Origin of the sequence: Pararhizobium sp. PWRC1-1, from assembly GCF_049897905.1 — a bacterium.
Taxonomy (GTDB): Bacteria; Pseudomonadota; Alphaproteobacteria; order Rhizobiales; family Rhizobiaceae; genus Pararhizobium.
On record NZ_JAFCXE010000023.1, the window covers coordinates 52,636 to 69,257 of the forward strand.

General features: G+C 60.3%; 11 protein-coding genes and 1 pseudogene. 4 read left to right on the forward strand and 8 right to left on the reverse strand.

The genetic code is table 11. The features are described from left to right. The first annotated feature begins 113 nt into the window (after positions 1 to 113). From ACP7E0_RS27550 to polA, 4 genes and pseudogenes are all read left to right on the forward strand, one after another. On the forward strand, positions 114 to 980 hold the full coding sequence (locus ACP7E0_RS27550) for a pirin family protein (RefSeq protein WP_426129641.1): 867 nt from the start codon (positions 114 to 116) through the stop codon (positions 978 to 980). A gap of 124 nt (positions 981 to 1,104) precedes the next feature. Continuing rightward, positions 1,105 to 1,745 (forward strand): annotated as a pseudogene (locus ACP7E0_RS27555) (hydrolase). A 45-nt stretch (positions 1,746 to 1,790) separates the two neighbouring features. After that, on the forward strand, positions 1,791 to 2,480 hold the full coding sequence (locus ACP7E0_RS27560; RefSeq protein WP_426129643.1) for an isochorismatase family protein: 690 nt from the start codon (positions 1,791 to 1,793) through the stop codon (positions 2,478 to 2,480). A gap of 163 nt (positions 2,481 to 2,643) precedes the next feature. After that, complete coding sequence (polA, locus tag ACP7E0_RS27565; protein WP_426129645.1) at positions 2,644 to 5,670, forward strand: DNA polymerase I; 3,027 nt, start codon at positions 2,644 to 2,646, stop codon at positions 5,668 to 5,670. A gap of 65 nt (positions 5,671 to 5,735) precedes the next feature. Here the strand turns inward: polA and ACP7E0_RS27570 are convergent, their stop codons facing one another. The 8 genes from ACP7E0_RS27570 to ACP7E0_RS27605 form a co-directional block, all read right to left on the reverse strand. Next, positions 5,736 to 6,377, reverse strand: coding sequence for a TetR family transcriptional regulator (locus ACP7E0_RS27570; RefSeq protein WP_426129647.1), 642 nt, complete (start codon positions 6,375 to 6,377; stop codon positions 5,736 to 5,738). Between the two features lie 49 nt (positions 6,378 to 6,426). Continuing rightward, positions 6,427 to 9,564, reverse strand: coding sequence for a multidrug efflux RND transporter permease subunit (locus tag ACP7E0_RS27575; protein ID WP_426129649.1), 3,138 nt, complete (start codon positions 9,562 to 9,564; stop codon positions 6,427 to 6,429). 11 nt (positions 9,565 to 9,575) lie between these two features. After that, the gene (locus tag ACP7E0_RS27580; RefSeq protein WP_426129651.1) at positions 9,576 to 10,865 is read right to left on the reverse strand and encodes an efflux RND transporter periplasmic adaptor subunit; all 1,290 of its coding nucleotides are present in this window, start codon (positions 10,863 to 10,865) and stop codon (positions 9,576 to 9,578) included. A 236-nt stretch (positions 10,866 to 11,101) separates the two neighbouring features. Then, entirely contained in the window at positions 11,102 to 12,103 is a 1,002-nt protein-coding gene (locus tag ACP7E0_RS27585; protein WP_426129653.1) for an ABC transporter ATP-binding protein, read from the reverse strand. Positions 12,104 to 12,175: 72 nt separating this feature from the next. Further along, the gene (locus ACP7E0_RS27590) at positions 12,176 to 13,231 is read right to left on the reverse strand and encodes a Gfo/Idh/MocA family protein (RefSeq protein WP_426129654.1); all 1,056 of its coding nucleotides are present in this window, start codon (positions 13,229 to 13,231) and stop codon (positions 12,176 to 12,178) included. Then, the gene (locus ACP7E0_RS27595) at positions 13,231 to 14,070 is read right to left on the reverse strand and encodes a carbohydrate ABC transporter permease (protein ID WP_426129655.1); all 840 of its coding nucleotides are present in this window, start codon (positions 14,068 to 14,070) and stop codon (positions 13,231 to 13,233) included. Before ACP7E0_RS27595 ends, ACP7E0_RS27590 begins: the two co-directional genes overlap by 1 nt. Positions 14,071 to 14,083: 13 nt before the next feature. Next, positions 14,084 to 15,034 (reverse strand): carbohydrate ABC transporter permease, encoded by a 951-nt coding sequence (locus ACP7E0_RS27600; RefSeq protein WP_426129657.1) that lies wholly within the window; start codon positions 15,032 to 15,034, stop codon positions 14,084 to 14,086. Between the two features lie 287 nt (positions 15,035 to 15,321). Next, positions 15,322 to 16,581, reverse strand: coding sequence for an ABC transporter substrate-binding protein (locus ACP7E0_RS27605; protein WP_426129659.1), 1,260 nt, complete (start codon positions 16,579 to 16,581; stop codon positions 15,322 to 15,324). Positions 16,582 to 16,622 lie beyond the last annotated feature (41 nt).

Sequence of the window (16,622 nt, forward strand, 5' to 3'; positions counted from 1 at the left end):
TGTCCTATTTTCAGGACAGAGTAACCCGAATTGCCGATCTACTGCCATCACCGTGGCGGCAGTATTTTCTCCCAACACGCTGCATCAAAAGCAAAGCGACAAGGAGAAAGATCATGAGAAAGGTTCTCGGGGTTTATAGCAATCCCGCACCGCATTGGGTCGGAGACGGATTTCCGGTGCGCTCGCTGTTTTCACATGCCATGCACGGCGACCATGTCAGCCCCTTCCTGCTGCTTGATTATGCCGGTCCTGCAGAGTTCGCACCGGCGAACACGCCGCGCGGTGTCGGGGTCCATCCGCACCGCGGATTTGAAACAGTAACCATCGTCTATCGCGGCGAGGTTGAGCATCGGGATTCGACCGGCAGCGGTGGCATCATAGGGCCGGGCGACGTGCAGTGGATGACGGCCGCCGCCGGTATTCTGCATGAGGAATTCCACTCGCAGGCCTTCACCCGCAAGGGCGGGACACTGGAGATGGTGCAGCTCTGGGTCAACCTGCCGGCCAAGGACAAGAATGCTGCGCCAGGATATCAGAGCCTGCTCAGCGGCGACATTCCATCGGTGGAACTGCCCGACAGTGCCGGCTCTCTCCGGGTGATCGCCGGCACATACGACGGTCACCGCGGGCCGGCCCAGACCTTCACACCGATCGATCTCTGGGACGTGCGGCTGCACGAAGGCCGAAGTGCTTCGTTATCCCTGCCAGAGGGATATACTGCCGCCGTTGTCGTGCTGAAGGGCACGGTCGCCATCAATGACGCGACCGCCGGAGAAGCTCAATTTGTCCTGCTGGACAGAACGGGCGGCGACATCACGCTGGAAGCATCAACCGACGCATCCGTCCTGATCCTGGGCGGCACGCCGATCGATGAGCCTGTCGTCATGCAAGGGCCGTTCGTGATGAACACCGCCGATGAGATCAGGCAGGCGATGACCGATTTCCGCAGCGGCGGCTTCGGCGCGATCAGCGCAGCATAACGCCGATCTCTACGACCTAGCCAGATACGATTTTCGCCCCTTTGGGAAAACTGCTCGCATCCCCGGGCGATGAAGGCGAAGCCTTCAAATCATCAAGCGAGCCTTGAACGGAAGGAAACACGCCATGACCAGCGAAAAGATCCGCGACCCCGCCAGTGATCACCTGCTTACACCGCAGAATTCCGCTTCATCATTATCGATTATCAACCGGTGCAGGTGAACTCGATCGCCTCCATGGACCGGCAATTGCTTGTCAACAACATTGCCGGCGCCGCCAAGGCCGCAGTCGCCTACGGTCTGCCGATCGTGCACTCGACCGTCAACGTCAAGACCGGCCTCAACAAACCGCCGATCTCACAAGTCAGCAAGGTTCTACGCGAATATCCAACCTATGACCGCACCACGATCAACTCCTGGGAGGATGTGGAATTCAGACAGGCCGTTGAGAAGACCGGCCGCAAAAAGCTGATCATGACGGCCCTTTGGACGGAGGCCTGCCTGACATTCCCGGCGCTCGATGCGCTCAGGGAAGGTTACGAGGTCTATGTTCCCATCGATGCCGTCGGCGGCACATCGGTCGCGGCGCATGAAGCCGCTCTTCGCCGCATCGAGCAGGCGGGCGGCCAGATGATCAGCGTGCCCCAGCTGTTCTGCGAGCTGCAGCGCGACTGGCAGCGTTCCGCTACCGTACCCGCCTTCATGAACCTGTTCATCGAAACCGGAGGAACCGCCGGCATCCAGTTTTCATATGACAAGGCCGACTAAACGCTGCGCTTGAACCCACCCGCATATCCCAGAAAGGACATTTCCATGACAACGCCAAATACCATCGCAAACTTCAACGGCCAGAAACCGGTTATCGATGCCGACGACGCCGTGATGCTTTTGATCGACCACCAGAGCGGCCTCTTCCAGACCATCGGCGACATGCCGATGCCGGTCCTGCGAAACCACGCTGCTGCGCTGGCCAAGATGGCCACGCTCTGCAAGATGCCGGTGATCACCACAGCCTCCGTACCGCAAGGTCCGAACGGCCCGCTGATCCCCGAAATCCACGCAAACGCCCCGCACGCGACCTATATCGCCCGCAAGGGCGAGATCAACGCCTGGGACAACGCCGATTTCGTCGCGGCCGTGAAGGCGACCGGCCGCAAGACACTGATCATCGCGGGCACCATTACCAGCGTCTGCATGGCCTTTCCGGCGATCGCCGCCGTGCATAACGGCTACAAGGTGTTTGCGGTGATCGACGCATCCGGCACCTATTCGAAAATGGCCGAGGAGATCACGCTTGCGCGCGTCGTCCAGGCCGGTGTCGTGCCGATGGACATGGCCGCCGTGGCTTCCGAGTTGCAGAAGACCTGGCACCGCGCCGATGCGCAGGATTGGGCGGAAATCTACACCAAGATCTTCCCGGCCTATCAGCTGCTGATCGAAAGCTACGCCAGGGCTCAACAGGTCGTGACCGATCACGAGCAGCTCGACTCCCAGCGCGGCTAACAAAAGCGCGCGGCAGAGTTCAACACCCTGCCGCGCGCCTTTGAATGGCAGGCCCTCTGCCACGCAATTTCCACGGCAAAACGTCAAGCAATCGCGTAAAATTCCTCGCCGCTCCGGAATGAAATATGGACGGCCATCGCGGCCCGCGCTATCCCTTGTCGCCATGAAAAAAGGTGATCATCTCTTCCTCGTCGACGGCTCCGGGTTCATTTTCCGGGCGTTTCATGCCATCCCGCCGCTCAACCGGAAATCGGATGGCCTGCCGGTCAATGCCGTCTCCGGTTTCTGCAACATGCTGTGGAAGCTTTTGACTGATGCGCGCGACACTTCGGTCGGGGTGACACCGACCCATTTTGCGGTCATTTTCGACTATTCCTCCAAGACCTTCCGCAACGAACTCTATGATCAGTACAAGGCAAACCGCACCGCGCCGCCGGAAGATCTGATCCCGCAGTTCGGGCTGATCCGCCACGCAACGCGCGCCTTCAACCTGCCGTGCATCGAAAAGGAAGGTTTCGAGGCCGACGATTTAATCGCCACCTATGCGCGGATGGCGGAGGCCACCGGCGCGGATGTGACGATCATCTCCTCCGACAAGGACCTGATGCAGCTCGTCACCGCCAATGTGTCGATGTATGACAGCATGAAGGACAAGCAGATCTCGATCGCGGAAGTGATCGAGAAATGGGGTGTGCCGCCGGAAAAGATGATCGACCTTCAGGCATTGACCGGCGACAGCACCGACAACGTGCCGGGCATTCCCGGCATCGGCCCGAAGACGGCAGCGCAGCTGCTGGAAGAGTTCGGTGATCTGGATACGCTGCTTGCCCGCGCAGGCGAAATCAAACAGCAGAAGCGCCGCGAAAACATTATCGCCAATACCGAGCTTGCCAAGCTTTCGCGAGAGCTGGTGACGTTGAAGACCGATACGCCGATCGACGTGCCGCTGGACGATTTCGAGCTGCATGCGCAGGACGGGCCAAAACTCGTCGCCTTCCTGAAGACGATGGAATTCACCACACTGACCCGCCGGGTCGCGGCTGCGACGGAGACCGATGCGGATGCCGTCGAGCCCGCGGCCGTCCCGGTCGAGTGGGGTGCACAGGCGCGCGGACCCGATCTCGACAAGGGCGACCTGGCCTCCCCGTCTTCGCCATCCGCCTTGTCGTCTGCAAAATCATCGGCGGCCGGAAGTGCTGCAGCTGCGGCGACGTCTCTCGGCGCCATCCCGGACGGCGGCCCGCTGGCTGCGACACCGCAGGCGCTGGCGCAGGCCCGCGCCGAACTCTTTGCGACCGCGAAGATCGACCGCAGCACCTATGTGGCGATCCGCGATCTGGCGACGCTCGACGCCTGGATTGCGGCTGCCCGCGAGACCGGCATTGTCGCCTTCGACACCGAAACCACGTCGCTCGATGCGATGCAGGCCGAACTGGTCGGCTTCTCGCTGGCGATTGCCGATAACAGCAAGAACCCGTCCGGCACCGATATCCGCGCCGCCTATGTACCGCTGCTCCACAAGACTGGCGGCAACGATCTTTTCAGCGACGGGGTGAAGCTCGCGCCAGACCAGATCCCGGCCGCAGACGCGCTGGAACGGTTGAAGGACCTGCTTGAGGACCCTTCGGTTCTCAAGATCGCGCAGAATCTTAAATACGATTATCTGGTGATGAAGCGTCACGGTGTTAGCATTGTCGGCTTCGACGACACGATGCTGATGTCCTATGTGGTTGATGCCGGCGCCGGCACGCACGGCATGGATTCGCTGTCGGAAAAATGGCTTGGCCATCAGCCGATCCCCTACAAGGATGTCGCCGGCAGTGGCAAATCTGCAGTCAGCTTCGATTATGTCGATATCGACAAGGCGACCGCCTATGCGGCCGAGGATGCCGACGTGACGCTGCGGCTCTGGCAGGTGCTGAAGCCGCGTCTGGCCGCCAAGAACCTCAATGCCGTCTATGAGCGCCTTGAACGACCGCTGGTGCCGGTTCTGGCCCGGATGGAAGAACGCGGCATTACCATCGACAGGCAGATCCTGTCGCGGCTGTCGGGTGAACTGGCGCAGGGGGCTGCCGGTCTCGAACACGAAATTTACGCGCTTGTCGGCGAGAGCTTCAATATCGGCTCACCAAAACAGCTTGGCGACATCCTGTTCGGTCGCCTTGGCCTGCCGGGGGGCGCCAAGACGAAGACGGGACAGTGGTCAACATCGGCGCAGGTGCTTGAAGAACTGGCTCTGGAAGGCCACGAGCTGCCGCGCAAGATCGTCGACTGGCGTCAGCTGACCAAGCTCAAATCAACCTATACCGACGCCCTGCCGGGCTTCGTGCACCCGGAGACGAAACGCATCCACACGTCGTACGCGTTGGCTGCCACGACCACGGGGCGTCTCTCCTCTTCGGAACCCAACCTGCAGAATATTCCGGTGCGCACCGCCGAAGGCCGCAAGATCCGCACGGCCTTCATCTCGACGCCGGGCCACAAGCTGGTCTCGGCCGACTACAGCCAGATCGAGCTACGGGTGCTTGCCCATGTCGCCGAGATTCCGCAGCTGAAGCAGGCCTTTGCCGATGGCATCGACATTCATGCGATGACGGCATCTGAAATGTTCGGCGTGCCGGTTGAGGGCATGCCGAGCGAGATCCGCCGCCGCGCCAAGGCGATCAACTTCGGCATCATCTACGGCATCTCGGCCTTCGGCCTTGCCAACCAGCTGTCGATCGAACGCTCGGAAGCCGGCGACTATATCAAGAAGTATTTCGAGCGCTTTCCCGGCATCCGCGACTACATGGAAAGCACCAAGGCGTTTGCCCGCGAAAACGGCTATGTCGAAACCATCTTCGGCCGCCGAGCGCACTATCCGGACATCCGCTCATCCAACCCTTCGCACCGCGCCTTCAACGAGCGTGCAGCGATCAACGCACCGATTCAGGGCTCAGCCGCCGATATCATCCGGCGGGCTATGGTGAAGATGGAGCCCGCTTTGGAACAGGCTGGCCTGTCGCAGCGTGCCCGTATGCTCCTGCAGGTCCACGACGAACTGATCTTCGAGGTCGAGGACGCCGATGTCGAGCGCACCATCCCGCTGGTCGTTTCGGTGATGGAAAACGCGGCGATGCCGGCGCTCGACATGAGGGTGCCGCTGAAGGTCGATGCACGGGCCGCGCATAACTGGGACGAAGCGCACTGACGCCAAGAAGCCGCGACTTGCGTCGCGGCTTCTTGGCTATGCTGCAATGAAAAGGTTGAATCGTCTCAGGAGACCGTCGGGGCCTCGATGATTGCCGGGACCTGCCGGAAGCTGCCAAACAAACGCTTCAGTCCTTCCTTGCCTTCGACCGCCAGATCGAAACGGCGGCCAAAGAGAAGCCATTCGCTGCACAACCCGCCCATCATCCACCACAGAGCCTTTGTTGCCGATTGGGCCGTCCAGTTTGCATTGAGATAACCCTCGCTGCGTGCCTTGGTGAAGGCGTTCTCCAGCAGCGCAACGTGCCTGTCATCGACTTCTTGCTGCCGTTCCAGAACCGGCAGGAGATCCTCGCCATAAGGGCAACGCAGGAGAATTGTCAGGATCCGCTGGCGGTGCTCGTCCCCAGCCATCTCGTCCAGCCAGTCTCCCGCCGCCCGCTCGATGTAACAGAGTACATCGGATCCCGGCTCTTCGATCTCGCGGGCGATCATATCTTCCTGCGGCATCGGCACGGAATTGTAGAGCTCGAGGAAAAGATCGGTCTTGTTGGAAAAATGCCAGTAGATCGCACCGCGCGTCACCCCTGCTGCCTTGGCGACGTCGTCCAGCGATGCATTCGAAACGCCCTTCTCGAAGAAAACCCGTTCCGCTGCGCTGAGAATGCTGTTGCGGGTCTCTTCCGCCTCGGCTTTTGTTCTGCGCATGACGCCTCCTCACCCAGGAAAAGGCCCGCCTTGTGGCGGGCCGCTTCCATTATTCTGCCGGCGTAACGGCTGTTTCGGCACCGATCGGCTTCAACGTCGTTCTCCGGAACAGCTTCATCACGAACACGAAGAAGACGGGCACGAAGAAGATCGCCAGCACCGTCGCCGAGATCATGCCCCCCATGACACCGGTACCGATGGCGCGCTGGCTACCCGAGCTTGCGCCGGTGGCAATCGCCAGCGGCAGCACGCCGAGGGTGAAGGCCAGCGAGGTCATCAGGATCGGACGGAAGCGCAGATGCGCCGCCTCGATGGTGGCATCCAGCAACGGTTTTCCGGCCTCCATCTGCTCCTTGGCGAACTCGATGATCAGGATGGCGTTTTTCGCCGATAGCCCGATGATCGCGATCAGGCCGACCTTGAAGTACACGTCGTTGGGCATGTCGCGCAGGGTCACGGCCAGAACTGCGCCGATGACGCCGAGAGGCACCACCATCATCACGGCTACCGGGATGCTCCAGCTTTCATAGAGAGCTGCAAGGCATAGGAAGATCAGCAGGCAGGACAACGCCACGAGAAGTGGTGCCTGGGTGCCCGATGCGATTTCCTCACGCGACTGGCCCGTCCACTCGTAGCCGAAGCCTGGAGGCAGCTGGCTGAACAGGCGTTCCATTTCGGTGATCGCTTCACCGGAGGAATAGCCCGCATTGGCCTGGCCGCTGATCGGAACCGACGGATAGCCGTTATAGCCGACCGTCTGGGTCGGGCCGCTCGTCCACTCGATGCTGGCGAACGCCGACAACGGCACCATGCCGCCATTGCTGTTTCGGACATTGAGCTTCAGAAGGTCGGCCGTCTGCATGCGCCGGTTTTCGTCAGCCTGCACCGTCACACGCTGCAGACGTCCGGCATTCGGGAAGTCGTTGACATAGGACGAACCGAGATTGGTCGAGATCGTCGAGTTGATGTCAGCAAAGGCAGCACCAAACGTATTGGCCTTTTCGCGGTCGATCAGCAGGTTGACCTGTGCCGCATCCGGCAGGCCGTCAACACGAACGCCAGAGATGACCTGGCTTTGCGCCGCAAGACCGAGAAGCTGGTCACGCGCTGCCGCAAGTGCCGCAGATCCCTGCCCGCCGCGATCCTGCAAGCGGAACTCGAAGCCGTTGGAGGTGCCGAGACCCTGGATCGGCGGCGGCGACAGCGCAAAGCTGATCGCATCCTTGATCTGGGACATGGCGCCGGATGCCCGGCCGGCGATGACGGAGGCGACATCGTTCGGTCCACGTTCTGACCAGTCCTTCAGCGTCACGAAGGCGAGGCCGGCATTCTGGCCGGTACCGGAGAACGAGAAGCCGCTGATGGCGATGATCCGCTCGACAGCCGGTTCCTTGCTGAAGATCGCTTCTGTCTGCTCGATAACCTCGGTCGTGCGGTTTCCGGTGGCTTCCGATGGCAGCTGCATGCTGACGATGACGAAACCCTGGTCTTCATCCGGAAGGAAGGACGACGGCAGCTGCATGAACAGATAAGCCAACCCGCCGAGCAGCACGACATAGATCAGCATGAAGCGCCATGTGCGCGTGACCATGCCTGCGACCCAGCCGCTATAGCCGTGCGAGGCCTTGTCGAAGCCGCGGTTGAACAGGCCGAAGAAGCCACGCTTGGCGTGATGGTGACCTTTTGGAACCTGCTTGAGGAAGCTGGCGCACAGTGCCGGCGTCAGCGTCAAGGCAAGCAGTGCCGAGAACAGGATGGAGACCACCATGGTCAGCGAGAACTGCTGGTAGATGACGCCGACGGCGCCGGGGAAGAAGGCCATGGGAATGAACACGGCCGACAGAACCAGCGTGATGCCGATAACGGCGCCCGTAATCTGCTTCATCGCCTTGCGCGTTGCTTCCTTCGGTGTCAGCCCTTCTTCGGACATGATGCGTTCGACGTTTTCGACGACGATGATCGCATCGTCGACGAGAATACCGATGGCAAGCACCATGCCGAACATCGTCAGAACGTTGATCGAGAAGCCCATGGCAAGCATGGCCGCACACGTGCCCAGCAGTGCGACGGGAACGACGAGCGTTGGAATGATGGTGTAGCGGATGTTCTGCAGGAACAGGAACATCACCAGGAACACCAGAGCCACGGCTTCGAGCAGCGTATGCAGAACCTTTTCGATCGAGATCGCCACGAAGGGCGACGTATCGTAAGGAACGGAATATTCCACACCTGGCGGGAAGAAGGTTGCCAATTCATCCATGCGTGCCTTGATGGCCGTGGAGGTGGCAAGCGCGTTACCGGTCGGCGTCAGCTGCACCCCGATAGCGGCGGACGGCTTGCCGTTCAAGCGTGTCGAGAAGCTGTAATCCTGACCGCCGATCTCGATGCGTGCGACGTCACGCAGGCGGACGGCGGAGCCGTTGAGATTGGCACGCAGGATGATCGCCCCGAACTCTTCAGCCGAGGTGAGCTGGCCCTTGATGAGGACCGGGGCACTGATCTGCTGGGTGATCGGGTTCGGCTGAGCGCCGATGCTGCCGGATGCAACCTGGGCATTCTGTGCGGTGATCGCAGCATTGATGTCGCCGGCCGTCAGGTTGAGGCCACGCATCTTGTCCGGATCGAGCCAGATGCGCATGGCGCGCTCGGTCGCAAACATCTGGGCCCGGCCGACGCCTTCGACGCGCTGGACTTCGTTGAGCACGTTGCGGCTGAGATAATCGCCGAGCGAAACCGCATCCATGGATCCGTCCGTGGATGTGAGCGCGAGGATCATCAGGAAGCCGGAGCCGGCCTCTTCGACCTCGATGCCCTGCTGGCGCACGGCATCGGGCAGGCGCGCCTCGACGCGGCGAACGCGGTTCTGCACGTCGATCGAGGCATCGCCGGAATCGGTGCCCGGAGTGAAGGTCACGTTGATCGATACACTGCCCGCGGCGCTGGACGTCGACGAGAAATACTGCATGCCCTCGATGCCGTTCAACTCATTTTCGATGAGCCGCGTCACGCTCTGGTAGGTTTCTTCCGACGACGCGCCGGGATAGCTGGTGTTGATGGAGATTTGCGGCGGCGCAACGTTCGGATACTGCGAAATCGGCAGCAACGGCAGCGCGATAATACCGGAGATCATGATGAAAAGCGCGACGACCCACGCAAAGATCGGCCGGTCGATAAAGAAACTAGGCATCGATCAGATCCTCACTTCGCCTGTTCGGCGGGCTTGGCGTCTTCCGCCGGCTTGGCGGCAGCGCCATCCGTAACCGTCTTTTCGCCAGCAGGCTTCGCATCCGCCGATTTTGCGTCGGCAGGCTGCGCATCGGCTGCGGACTTGGCATCGGCTGACTTCCAGTCCGTCGGTTCGACAGGCGCACCCGGGCGAACCTTCTGGAAGCCCTCGACGATGACCTTGTCACCCGCCTTCAGGCCGTCGCGTATGATCCACTTATCGCCAAGCACATGACCGGCAGACACGGTGCGCAGTTCGGCCGTCTTGTCGTCCTTGACGACATAGACCTGCGCATTGCCCGACGTATCACGCTGCACGGCCTGGGTCGGCACGGCGATGGCATTCTTTTCGACGCCTTGCTCGACCAGTACGCGGACATACATGCCAGGCAGCAGATCACCATCCGGATTGGGGAATTCACCACGCAACGTTACCTGGCCAGTCGTCTCATCGACGGCTGCTTCCGAGAACAGCAGCTTTCCGGCATGCGGATAAGGGCTGCCGTCATCCATCACCAGATTGACCTTGGCTTCGTTCTTGTCGCCCGCCAATGCACCGTCCTGCAGCGCCTTGCGCAGGCGGATGAGGTCGGTCGCGGATTGGGTAAAGTCGGCGTAGACAGGATCGAGCTGCTGGATTGTTGCGAGGTTTTCCGAGCCATTGGCACTGACGAGCGCACCTTCGGTGATCAGCGCACGGCCGATACGGCCGCTGATCGGGGCCGTCACATTGGTATATTGCAGATTGAGCTGGGCACTCGCGAGGCCCGCCTCTGCAATCGCCACATCGGCATCGGCCTGCGCCAACTGTGCAATCGCATCATCATAGGTCTGACCGGTAGCGACGCCGGACTTCTTCAACTGTTCCTGGCGATCGGCCGCCTGCTTGGCCTGCAGCTGGACGGCTTTGGCGCGGCGCAAGGTGCCTTCGGCACTTTCGACCTGAACCTTGAACGACGCCGGATCGATCCGGTAAAGTACGTCGCCGGCGTTCACATGCGAGCCCTGCTCGAACACGCGCTCGATGACGATGCCGGTGGCGCGCGGACGCACTTCCGAGATGCGGGTGGCGGCGATGCGTCCGGGCAGATCGTTGGTGATCGGCAAAGATTCGGTTTTCGTTGTGATCACCGAGACCTGCGGCGGCGGGTAGGACGGAGCCGCCTGCTTCTCGCCGTCTTCTTTCTGGCACCCCGAAATAATCATCAGGCCAGCCACTGTTGCAGCCAATATCGGTCGGTTCATCCGCATCTTTGGTTCCATACGCAAGTCCAGCCACACGGCCGATCATCTTTCTTCAAGGAGATCAGCTGCTGCTGGAAGTTCATGAAAATCAATGTGATACGAAGGATTTCCGGGACAGAACCACCGACGCATCAATTATACAAACAGATACGTATGTTAAAATCCGGGGCAGCGCAAGCCGATGATGCAGCGCACAATGAAACGTTACCGAACGATAACTTTCGTCAACGTTCGGATACAATCCCGTTTCGAAATCAGCGCAGAACCCGGTCGTCGGCGCCGAAACGGTGCATAGATGCCTTGTCCGGCGTGGCGTAGACGACATCGTCGACATCGTACTGGTGCTCACCGAACAGGCGAACCGTCAGCAGCCCGGTGACCTCGGTTTCAAGATAAAGGATCGTGTCGGCACCGAGATGCTCGACATGGATGACCTTGCCCTTCCAGTCGCCATTTTCGCGCGACAGCGTGATATGCTCCGGCCGGATGCCGACAGTTTTGGCCTGTCCATCGCCAAGCCTGCTGGCTTCGACCAAGTTCATCTGCGGCGAGCCGATGAAACCGGCGACGAAGGTATTGGCCGGCTTGTTGTAGAGTTCCATCGGCGAACCGATCTGCTCGATCTGGCCGGCATTGAGCACGACGATCTTGTCCGCCAGCGTCATTGCTTCGACCTGATCATGCGTCACATAGATCATCGTCGCTTTCAGGCTGCGATGCAGCCGGGCGATCTCAAGACGCGTATTGACGCGCAGTGCTGCGTCGAGATTGGACAGCGGCTCGTCGAACAGGAACAGCTTCGGTTCGCGCACGATGGCGCGGCCAATGGCGACGCGCTGGCGCTGGCCGCCGGACAGTTCGGCCGGGCGGCGGGCAAGGTAAGGCTCCAGCGACAACATGCCCGATGCCTTGGCGACCTTGGCATCGACTTCCGCCTTGGGAGCACCCATCTGCTTCAGGCCAAGCCCCATATTGTCCTTCACCGTCAGGTGCGGGTAGAGCGCGTAGGATTGGAACACCATGGCAATGCCGCGCTTGGCGGGGGGCGTGTTGACCACTTCCTGTCCGTCGATCTGGACGCTGCCGGAGGTCGCATCCTCAAGGCCGGCGATGACGCGCAGCAAGGTGGATTTGCCGCAGCCAGACGGCCCGACGAAGATGACGAATTCGCCATCCTTCACTTCGAGGTCGATGCCCTTGAGAACTTCGTGATTACCGAAGGCCTTGCGGATGGATTTCAGATTCAGTGATCCCAAGTGAGGCGCCCTTTTTCGTTGTCGCATATGGCTTTCGTCCCGCTGACAGGCAGCGGAACGGGACATGCTTCGTTATAGTTTGACCGGCTGGCCGGTACGCACGCTCTCATCGGCAGCAAGGCAGATGCGCAGCGACTGGACGGCATCGTCCATGTGTCGTTCAAGATCGATGTTTTCGGTGATGGCTTTCAACACATAGGCCTGCTCGAGATCGCAGAGTTCCTGGTGTCCCGGCTCGCCATCCATCTTCAGGTCTTCGTCCTTGTGGACGAACTTGCCGTCCGCACCAGTTTCGGCCTTGTGAACACGAATGACCGCTGTCTTCGTATGCGTGTCGATGTCATCGGACTTGGCATTCGGATCCATGACGATCGAAACCGAACCATTTGGTGACATCACGTCCTTCACGAAGAAGGCGGTCTCCGAGATCATCGGACCCCAGGCAGCTTCGTACCAGCCGAGCGATCCATCTTCGTAAAGCACTTGGAGATGGCCATAGTTATACATGCCTGCGGCAATTTCATTCGACAGGCGCAGGCCCATGCCGCGCACTTCGACGGCCTTGGCATCAGTGATCTGGCACATGACATCGACATAATGCACGCCGCAATCGACGATCGGCGGGGTAGTTTCCATCAGCGACTTGTGCGTCATCCAGGTCGGGCCGCTGGACTGCTGATTGAGATTCATGCGGAAAACATAGGGTCCGCCGAGCTTGCGGGCTTCGGAGATCAGCCTGATCCAGGACGGATGATGGCGCAGGATATAGCCAACAACCAACTTCTTGCCCGCCTTCTTCGCTGCCGCCACGACGCGCTCGGCATCGGCCACCGTCGTTGCCAGCGGCTTTTCGATGAAGACATCGCAGCCTGCCTCAAAGGCCATGACGGCATAGTCGGCATGGCTGTCTGAATAGGTGCAGATCGAACAAAGATCGGGTTTCAACTCGTTGAGAGCCGTCGCGAAATCCGGATGGATCGTGTAGCCGCCAAGTTCCGGCGCGAGCACCGGCTTCGAGCGATTGACGAGGCCGACGATCTCGAAGCCGGGATTGTTGTGATAGGCCAGCGCATGGCTGCGGCCCATATTGCCGAGACCGGCGACGAGGACGCGAACGGGTTTGCTCATTACTTGACTGCTCCTGCGGTGATGCCGCGGATCAGCTGCCGCGAGAAGATGACGTAGAGAATAAGGACCGGGAAGATCGCCAGCGACAGGGCGGCGAGAACTGCGTTCCAATTGGTGACGAACTGACCGATGAACACCTGGGAGCCGAGCGTGACGGTCTTGGTGGCTTCGCCCGGAGCGAGGATCAGCGGAAACCAGAGATCATTCCAGATCGGGATCATCGTGAAGACGGCAACGGTTGCCATGGCCGGACGGACCAGCGGCAGAACGAGCCGGAAGAAGATCGCATATTCCGACAAGCCGTCGATACGGCCGGCATTCTTCAAATCATCCGAGACCGTGCGCATGAATTCCGACAGGATGAAGATAGCGAGCGGCAGGCCTTGGGCGGTATAGACGAGGATCAGCGCCGTCAGCGTGTTGACCAGACCGGCCGCGACCATGCCCTGCAGGATGGCGACCGTGCCGAGGCGGATCGGGATCATGATGCCGATGGCAAGATAGAGCCCCAGCAACATATTGCCACGGAAGCGATACTCCGACAGCGCGAAGGCCGCCATCGCGCCGAACAGCAGCGCAAAGAAGATCGACACGACCGTGACGATCAGGCTGTTCTGGAAGTAACCGATGAAATCGCCCTGCTTCAGCACCGTCGCGTAACCGATCAGGCTGAATGTTTCCGCCGTCGGCAAAGCCAGCGGCGTGCGGAAGATCGCGTTCTTGTCTTTCAGCGAATTCATGATCGTCAGGACAACCGGAAACAGCGCGATCACCGTATAACCGGCCAGTGCCAGGTGAACGAAGCCGGAGCGCAGTGGTGAGATGCGTGCTTTTGACATGGATCCGTCCCCCTTAGAACTGGTAGCGGCGAACACGCCGCTGAATGCCGAAGAGATACAGCGAGACGCCGGCAAGGATGATCAGGAACATGACGGTGGCGATGGTCGCGCCCATCGAACGGTCACCGAGCTGAAGCTGGAAGCCGAAGAAGGTGCGGTAGAGCAGGGTCCCGAGAATGTCGGTCGCCCCGTCCGGCCCGGCCAGCGCACCCTGCACCGTGTAGATCAAGTCGAACGCGTTGAAATTGCCAACGAAGGTCAGGATCGAGACCATGCCGATCGCAGGCAGGATCAACGGCAGCTTGATCTTCCAGAACTGGCTCCAGCCAGTGATGCCATCGCACTCGGCAGCTTCGATCACTTCGTCCGGAATATTCAGAAGAGCGGCATAGATCAGCATCATCGGAATGCCGACATTCTGCCAGACGGAGATCAGCGAGACCGTGATCAATGCCGAGCCCGGTTTGCCCAGCCAGGGTCCGAAGAAGGCCTTCAGGCCGACGAGATCCATGAAGAACGGCGTGATGCCCCAGATCGGCGACAGGATCAGCTTCCAGATGAAACCAACGATGACGAAGGACAGGATCGTCGGCAGGAAGATGGCGGTGCGGTAGAAGGCGGCGAGCCTGAGCTTGGGGATCGACAGCATGGCGGCGAGCGCGATGCCGAGCGGATTCTGCACCAGCATGTGGATCGCGAAGAAGACGAAGTTATTCTTCAGCGCCCTCCAGAAATCCGCCGCCCAGCGCTCATTGCCGAACAGGACCTGGAAATTGGCGAAGCCCACGAATGTCGATTGCCCGTCCACGGTATTGAACATCGACAGGCGCAACGTTTCGACCAGCGGCAGGATCATCACGGCGGAATAGACGATGAAAGCCGGCAACAGGAAAACAAGGATATGCCAGCGTCTCGGCCGCGCCGAAATTTGCATGCTGTCCTCAGACGATATGGCGCTGCTCATGGCTTTTGCCGCTCCGACCCGTTTTTCGTCGATCGCCGCGATATGCGGCAAGGCCTGCGCTGCCGGTCCCCACCGCGCATGCCATCACCAGCAAGCCCGAAGGCGCTGGCTGGATGTGATTTCAGATTACACGATTTTGCGCTCAATGCGCCGGCGTCTGCATACCTCCCCCTTGAGGGGGAGGTCGCGCGGAACGCGCGGGTGGGGGTGATCCGTTGCCGAAACAAAAGGTCACCCCACCCCGGCACTACGTGCCGACCCTCCCCCTCAAGGGGAGGGTAAATTCGTTACTTGGCAGGCTTGTACCAGCTGTCGAGGCCCTTCTGCAGTTTTTCGGCGGCAACTTCAGGCGTATCGGTGCCGTTGATGACGTTGGCCGATTCAACCCAGGTCTCGTTCTCGAGGTTCGGAGTGCCGCGCGACAAGATCTGATAGGTCGAGCGGATGGTCGGCTTGCACTTTTCGCGCCAGGAGACGAATTCCTGTGCGAGCGGATCGGCCATCTTTACCGGTGTCGAGTTCAGGCTGAAGAAGCCGGGCAACGAGTTGGCATAGATGTCGGCGAATTCCGGAGAAGCGATCCAGGTGAGAAGCTTCTTGGCTTCTTCCGGGTGTGCGCTCTTGGCATTCAGGCCAACGCCGATGTCGTTGTGGTCGGAGATGTAGCAAGCATCGCCTGCAGCCTTAACCGGCGGCGGGAAAGCACCCATCTTGAACTGGGCCTGGGTGTTGAACAGGCCGATTTCCCACGAGCCAGCCGGGTAGATGGCGGCGCGGCCGAGCGTGAACAGGTTCTGGCTGTCCGGATAGGTCTGGGCTTCGAAACCGTCGCCAAGGTAATCCTTCCACTTGGCAAGAACCTTGTAGGGCTCGACCCAATCGGCGTCGGTCAGCTTCTGCTCGCCCTTGATCAGAGCGGCGCGGCCTTCTTCACCCTTCCAGTAGGTCGGGCCGATGTTCTGGTAGCCCATGGTGGCGGCTTCCCAGAGATCCTTCGTGCCCATGGCGAGCGGGATGTAGGTGCCGTCAGCCTTGATCTTGTCGAGGGCTGCGAAGAAGTCGGCTTCCGTTGTTGGGATGGCGATGCCGAGCTTATCGAAGGCATCCTTGTTGTAGATGAAGCCATGGATAACCGAGGCCATTGGTACGCAGAAAGCGGCCGAGCCATCGTCCGTCGTCCAGGCGGACTTGGCGACCGGCGAGAAGTTCTCCATGCCGGCGAGACCGGTCAGGTCAGCCAAATGCTTCTTGTTATAAAGTTCGAGCGAGGCATCGAACGGACGGCATGTGACGAGGTCACCAGCCGAACCGGCATCAAGCTTGGCATTCAGCGCTGCGTTATACTCGGTCGGCGCGGTCGGTGCGAACACGACCTTGATGCCCGGGTTCTTGGCTTCGAACGCCGGGATCAGCTTTTCCTGCCAGATGGTCAGGTCGTCGTTGCGCCAGCTTTCGATCGTCAGCGTGACGTCTTCGGCGTGCGCCAGCCCGGCGGAACCGAGGATGCTGGATGCAAGCAGCAGGCCTTTCAAGGTAGTGCGGGTCATTACGTTCTCCCTCATTGTGCGCCATTTTTGGCGCGGTTTTA

What these genes read in the sequence shown, in the direction of transcription:
- ACP7E0_RS27550 (WP_426129641.1), top strand. Translation starts at nt 114, where the DNA reads ATGAGAAAGGTTCTCGGGGTTTATAGCAATCCCGCACCGCATTGGGTC.
- ACP7E0_RS27560 (WP_426129643.1), top strand. Translation starts at nt 1,791, where the DNA reads ATGACAACGCCAAATACCATCGCAAACTTCAACGGCCAGAAACCGGTT.
- polA (WP_426129645.1), top strand. Translation starts at nt 2,644, where the DNA reads ATGAAAAAAGGTGATCATCTCTTCCTCGTCGACGGCTCCGGGTTCATT.
- ACP7E0_RS27570 (WP_426129647.1), bottom strand. Translation starts at nt 6,377, where the DNA reads ATGCGCAGAACAAAAGCCGAGGCGGAAGAGACCCGCAACAGCATTCTC.
- ACP7E0_RS27575 (WP_426129649.1), bottom strand. Translation starts at nt 9,564, where the DNA reads ATGCCTAGTTTCTTTATCGACCGGCCGATCTTTGCGTGGGTCGTCGCG.
- ACP7E0_RS27580 (WP_426129651.1), bottom strand. Translation starts at nt 10,865, where the DNA reads ATGGAACCAAAGATGCGGATGAACCGACCGATATTGGCTGCAACAGTG.
- ACP7E0_RS27590 (WP_426129654.1), bottom strand. Translation starts at nt 13,231, where the DNA reads ATGAGCAAACCCGTTCGCGTCCTCGTCGCCGGTCTCGGCAATATGGGC.
- ACP7E0_RS27595 (WP_426129655.1), bottom strand. Translation starts at nt 14,070, where the DNA reads ATGTCAAAAGCACGCATCTCACCACTGCGCTCCGGCTTCGTTCACCTG.
- ACP7E0_RS27600 (WP_426129657.1), bottom strand. Translation starts at nt 15,034, where the DNA reads ATGAGCAGCGCCATATCGTCTGAGGACAGCATGCAAATTTCGGCGCGG.
- ACP7E0_RS27605 (WP_426129659.1), bottom strand. Translation starts at nt 16,581, where the DNA reads ATGACCCGCACTACCTTGAAAGGCCTGCTGCTTGCATCCAGCATCCTC.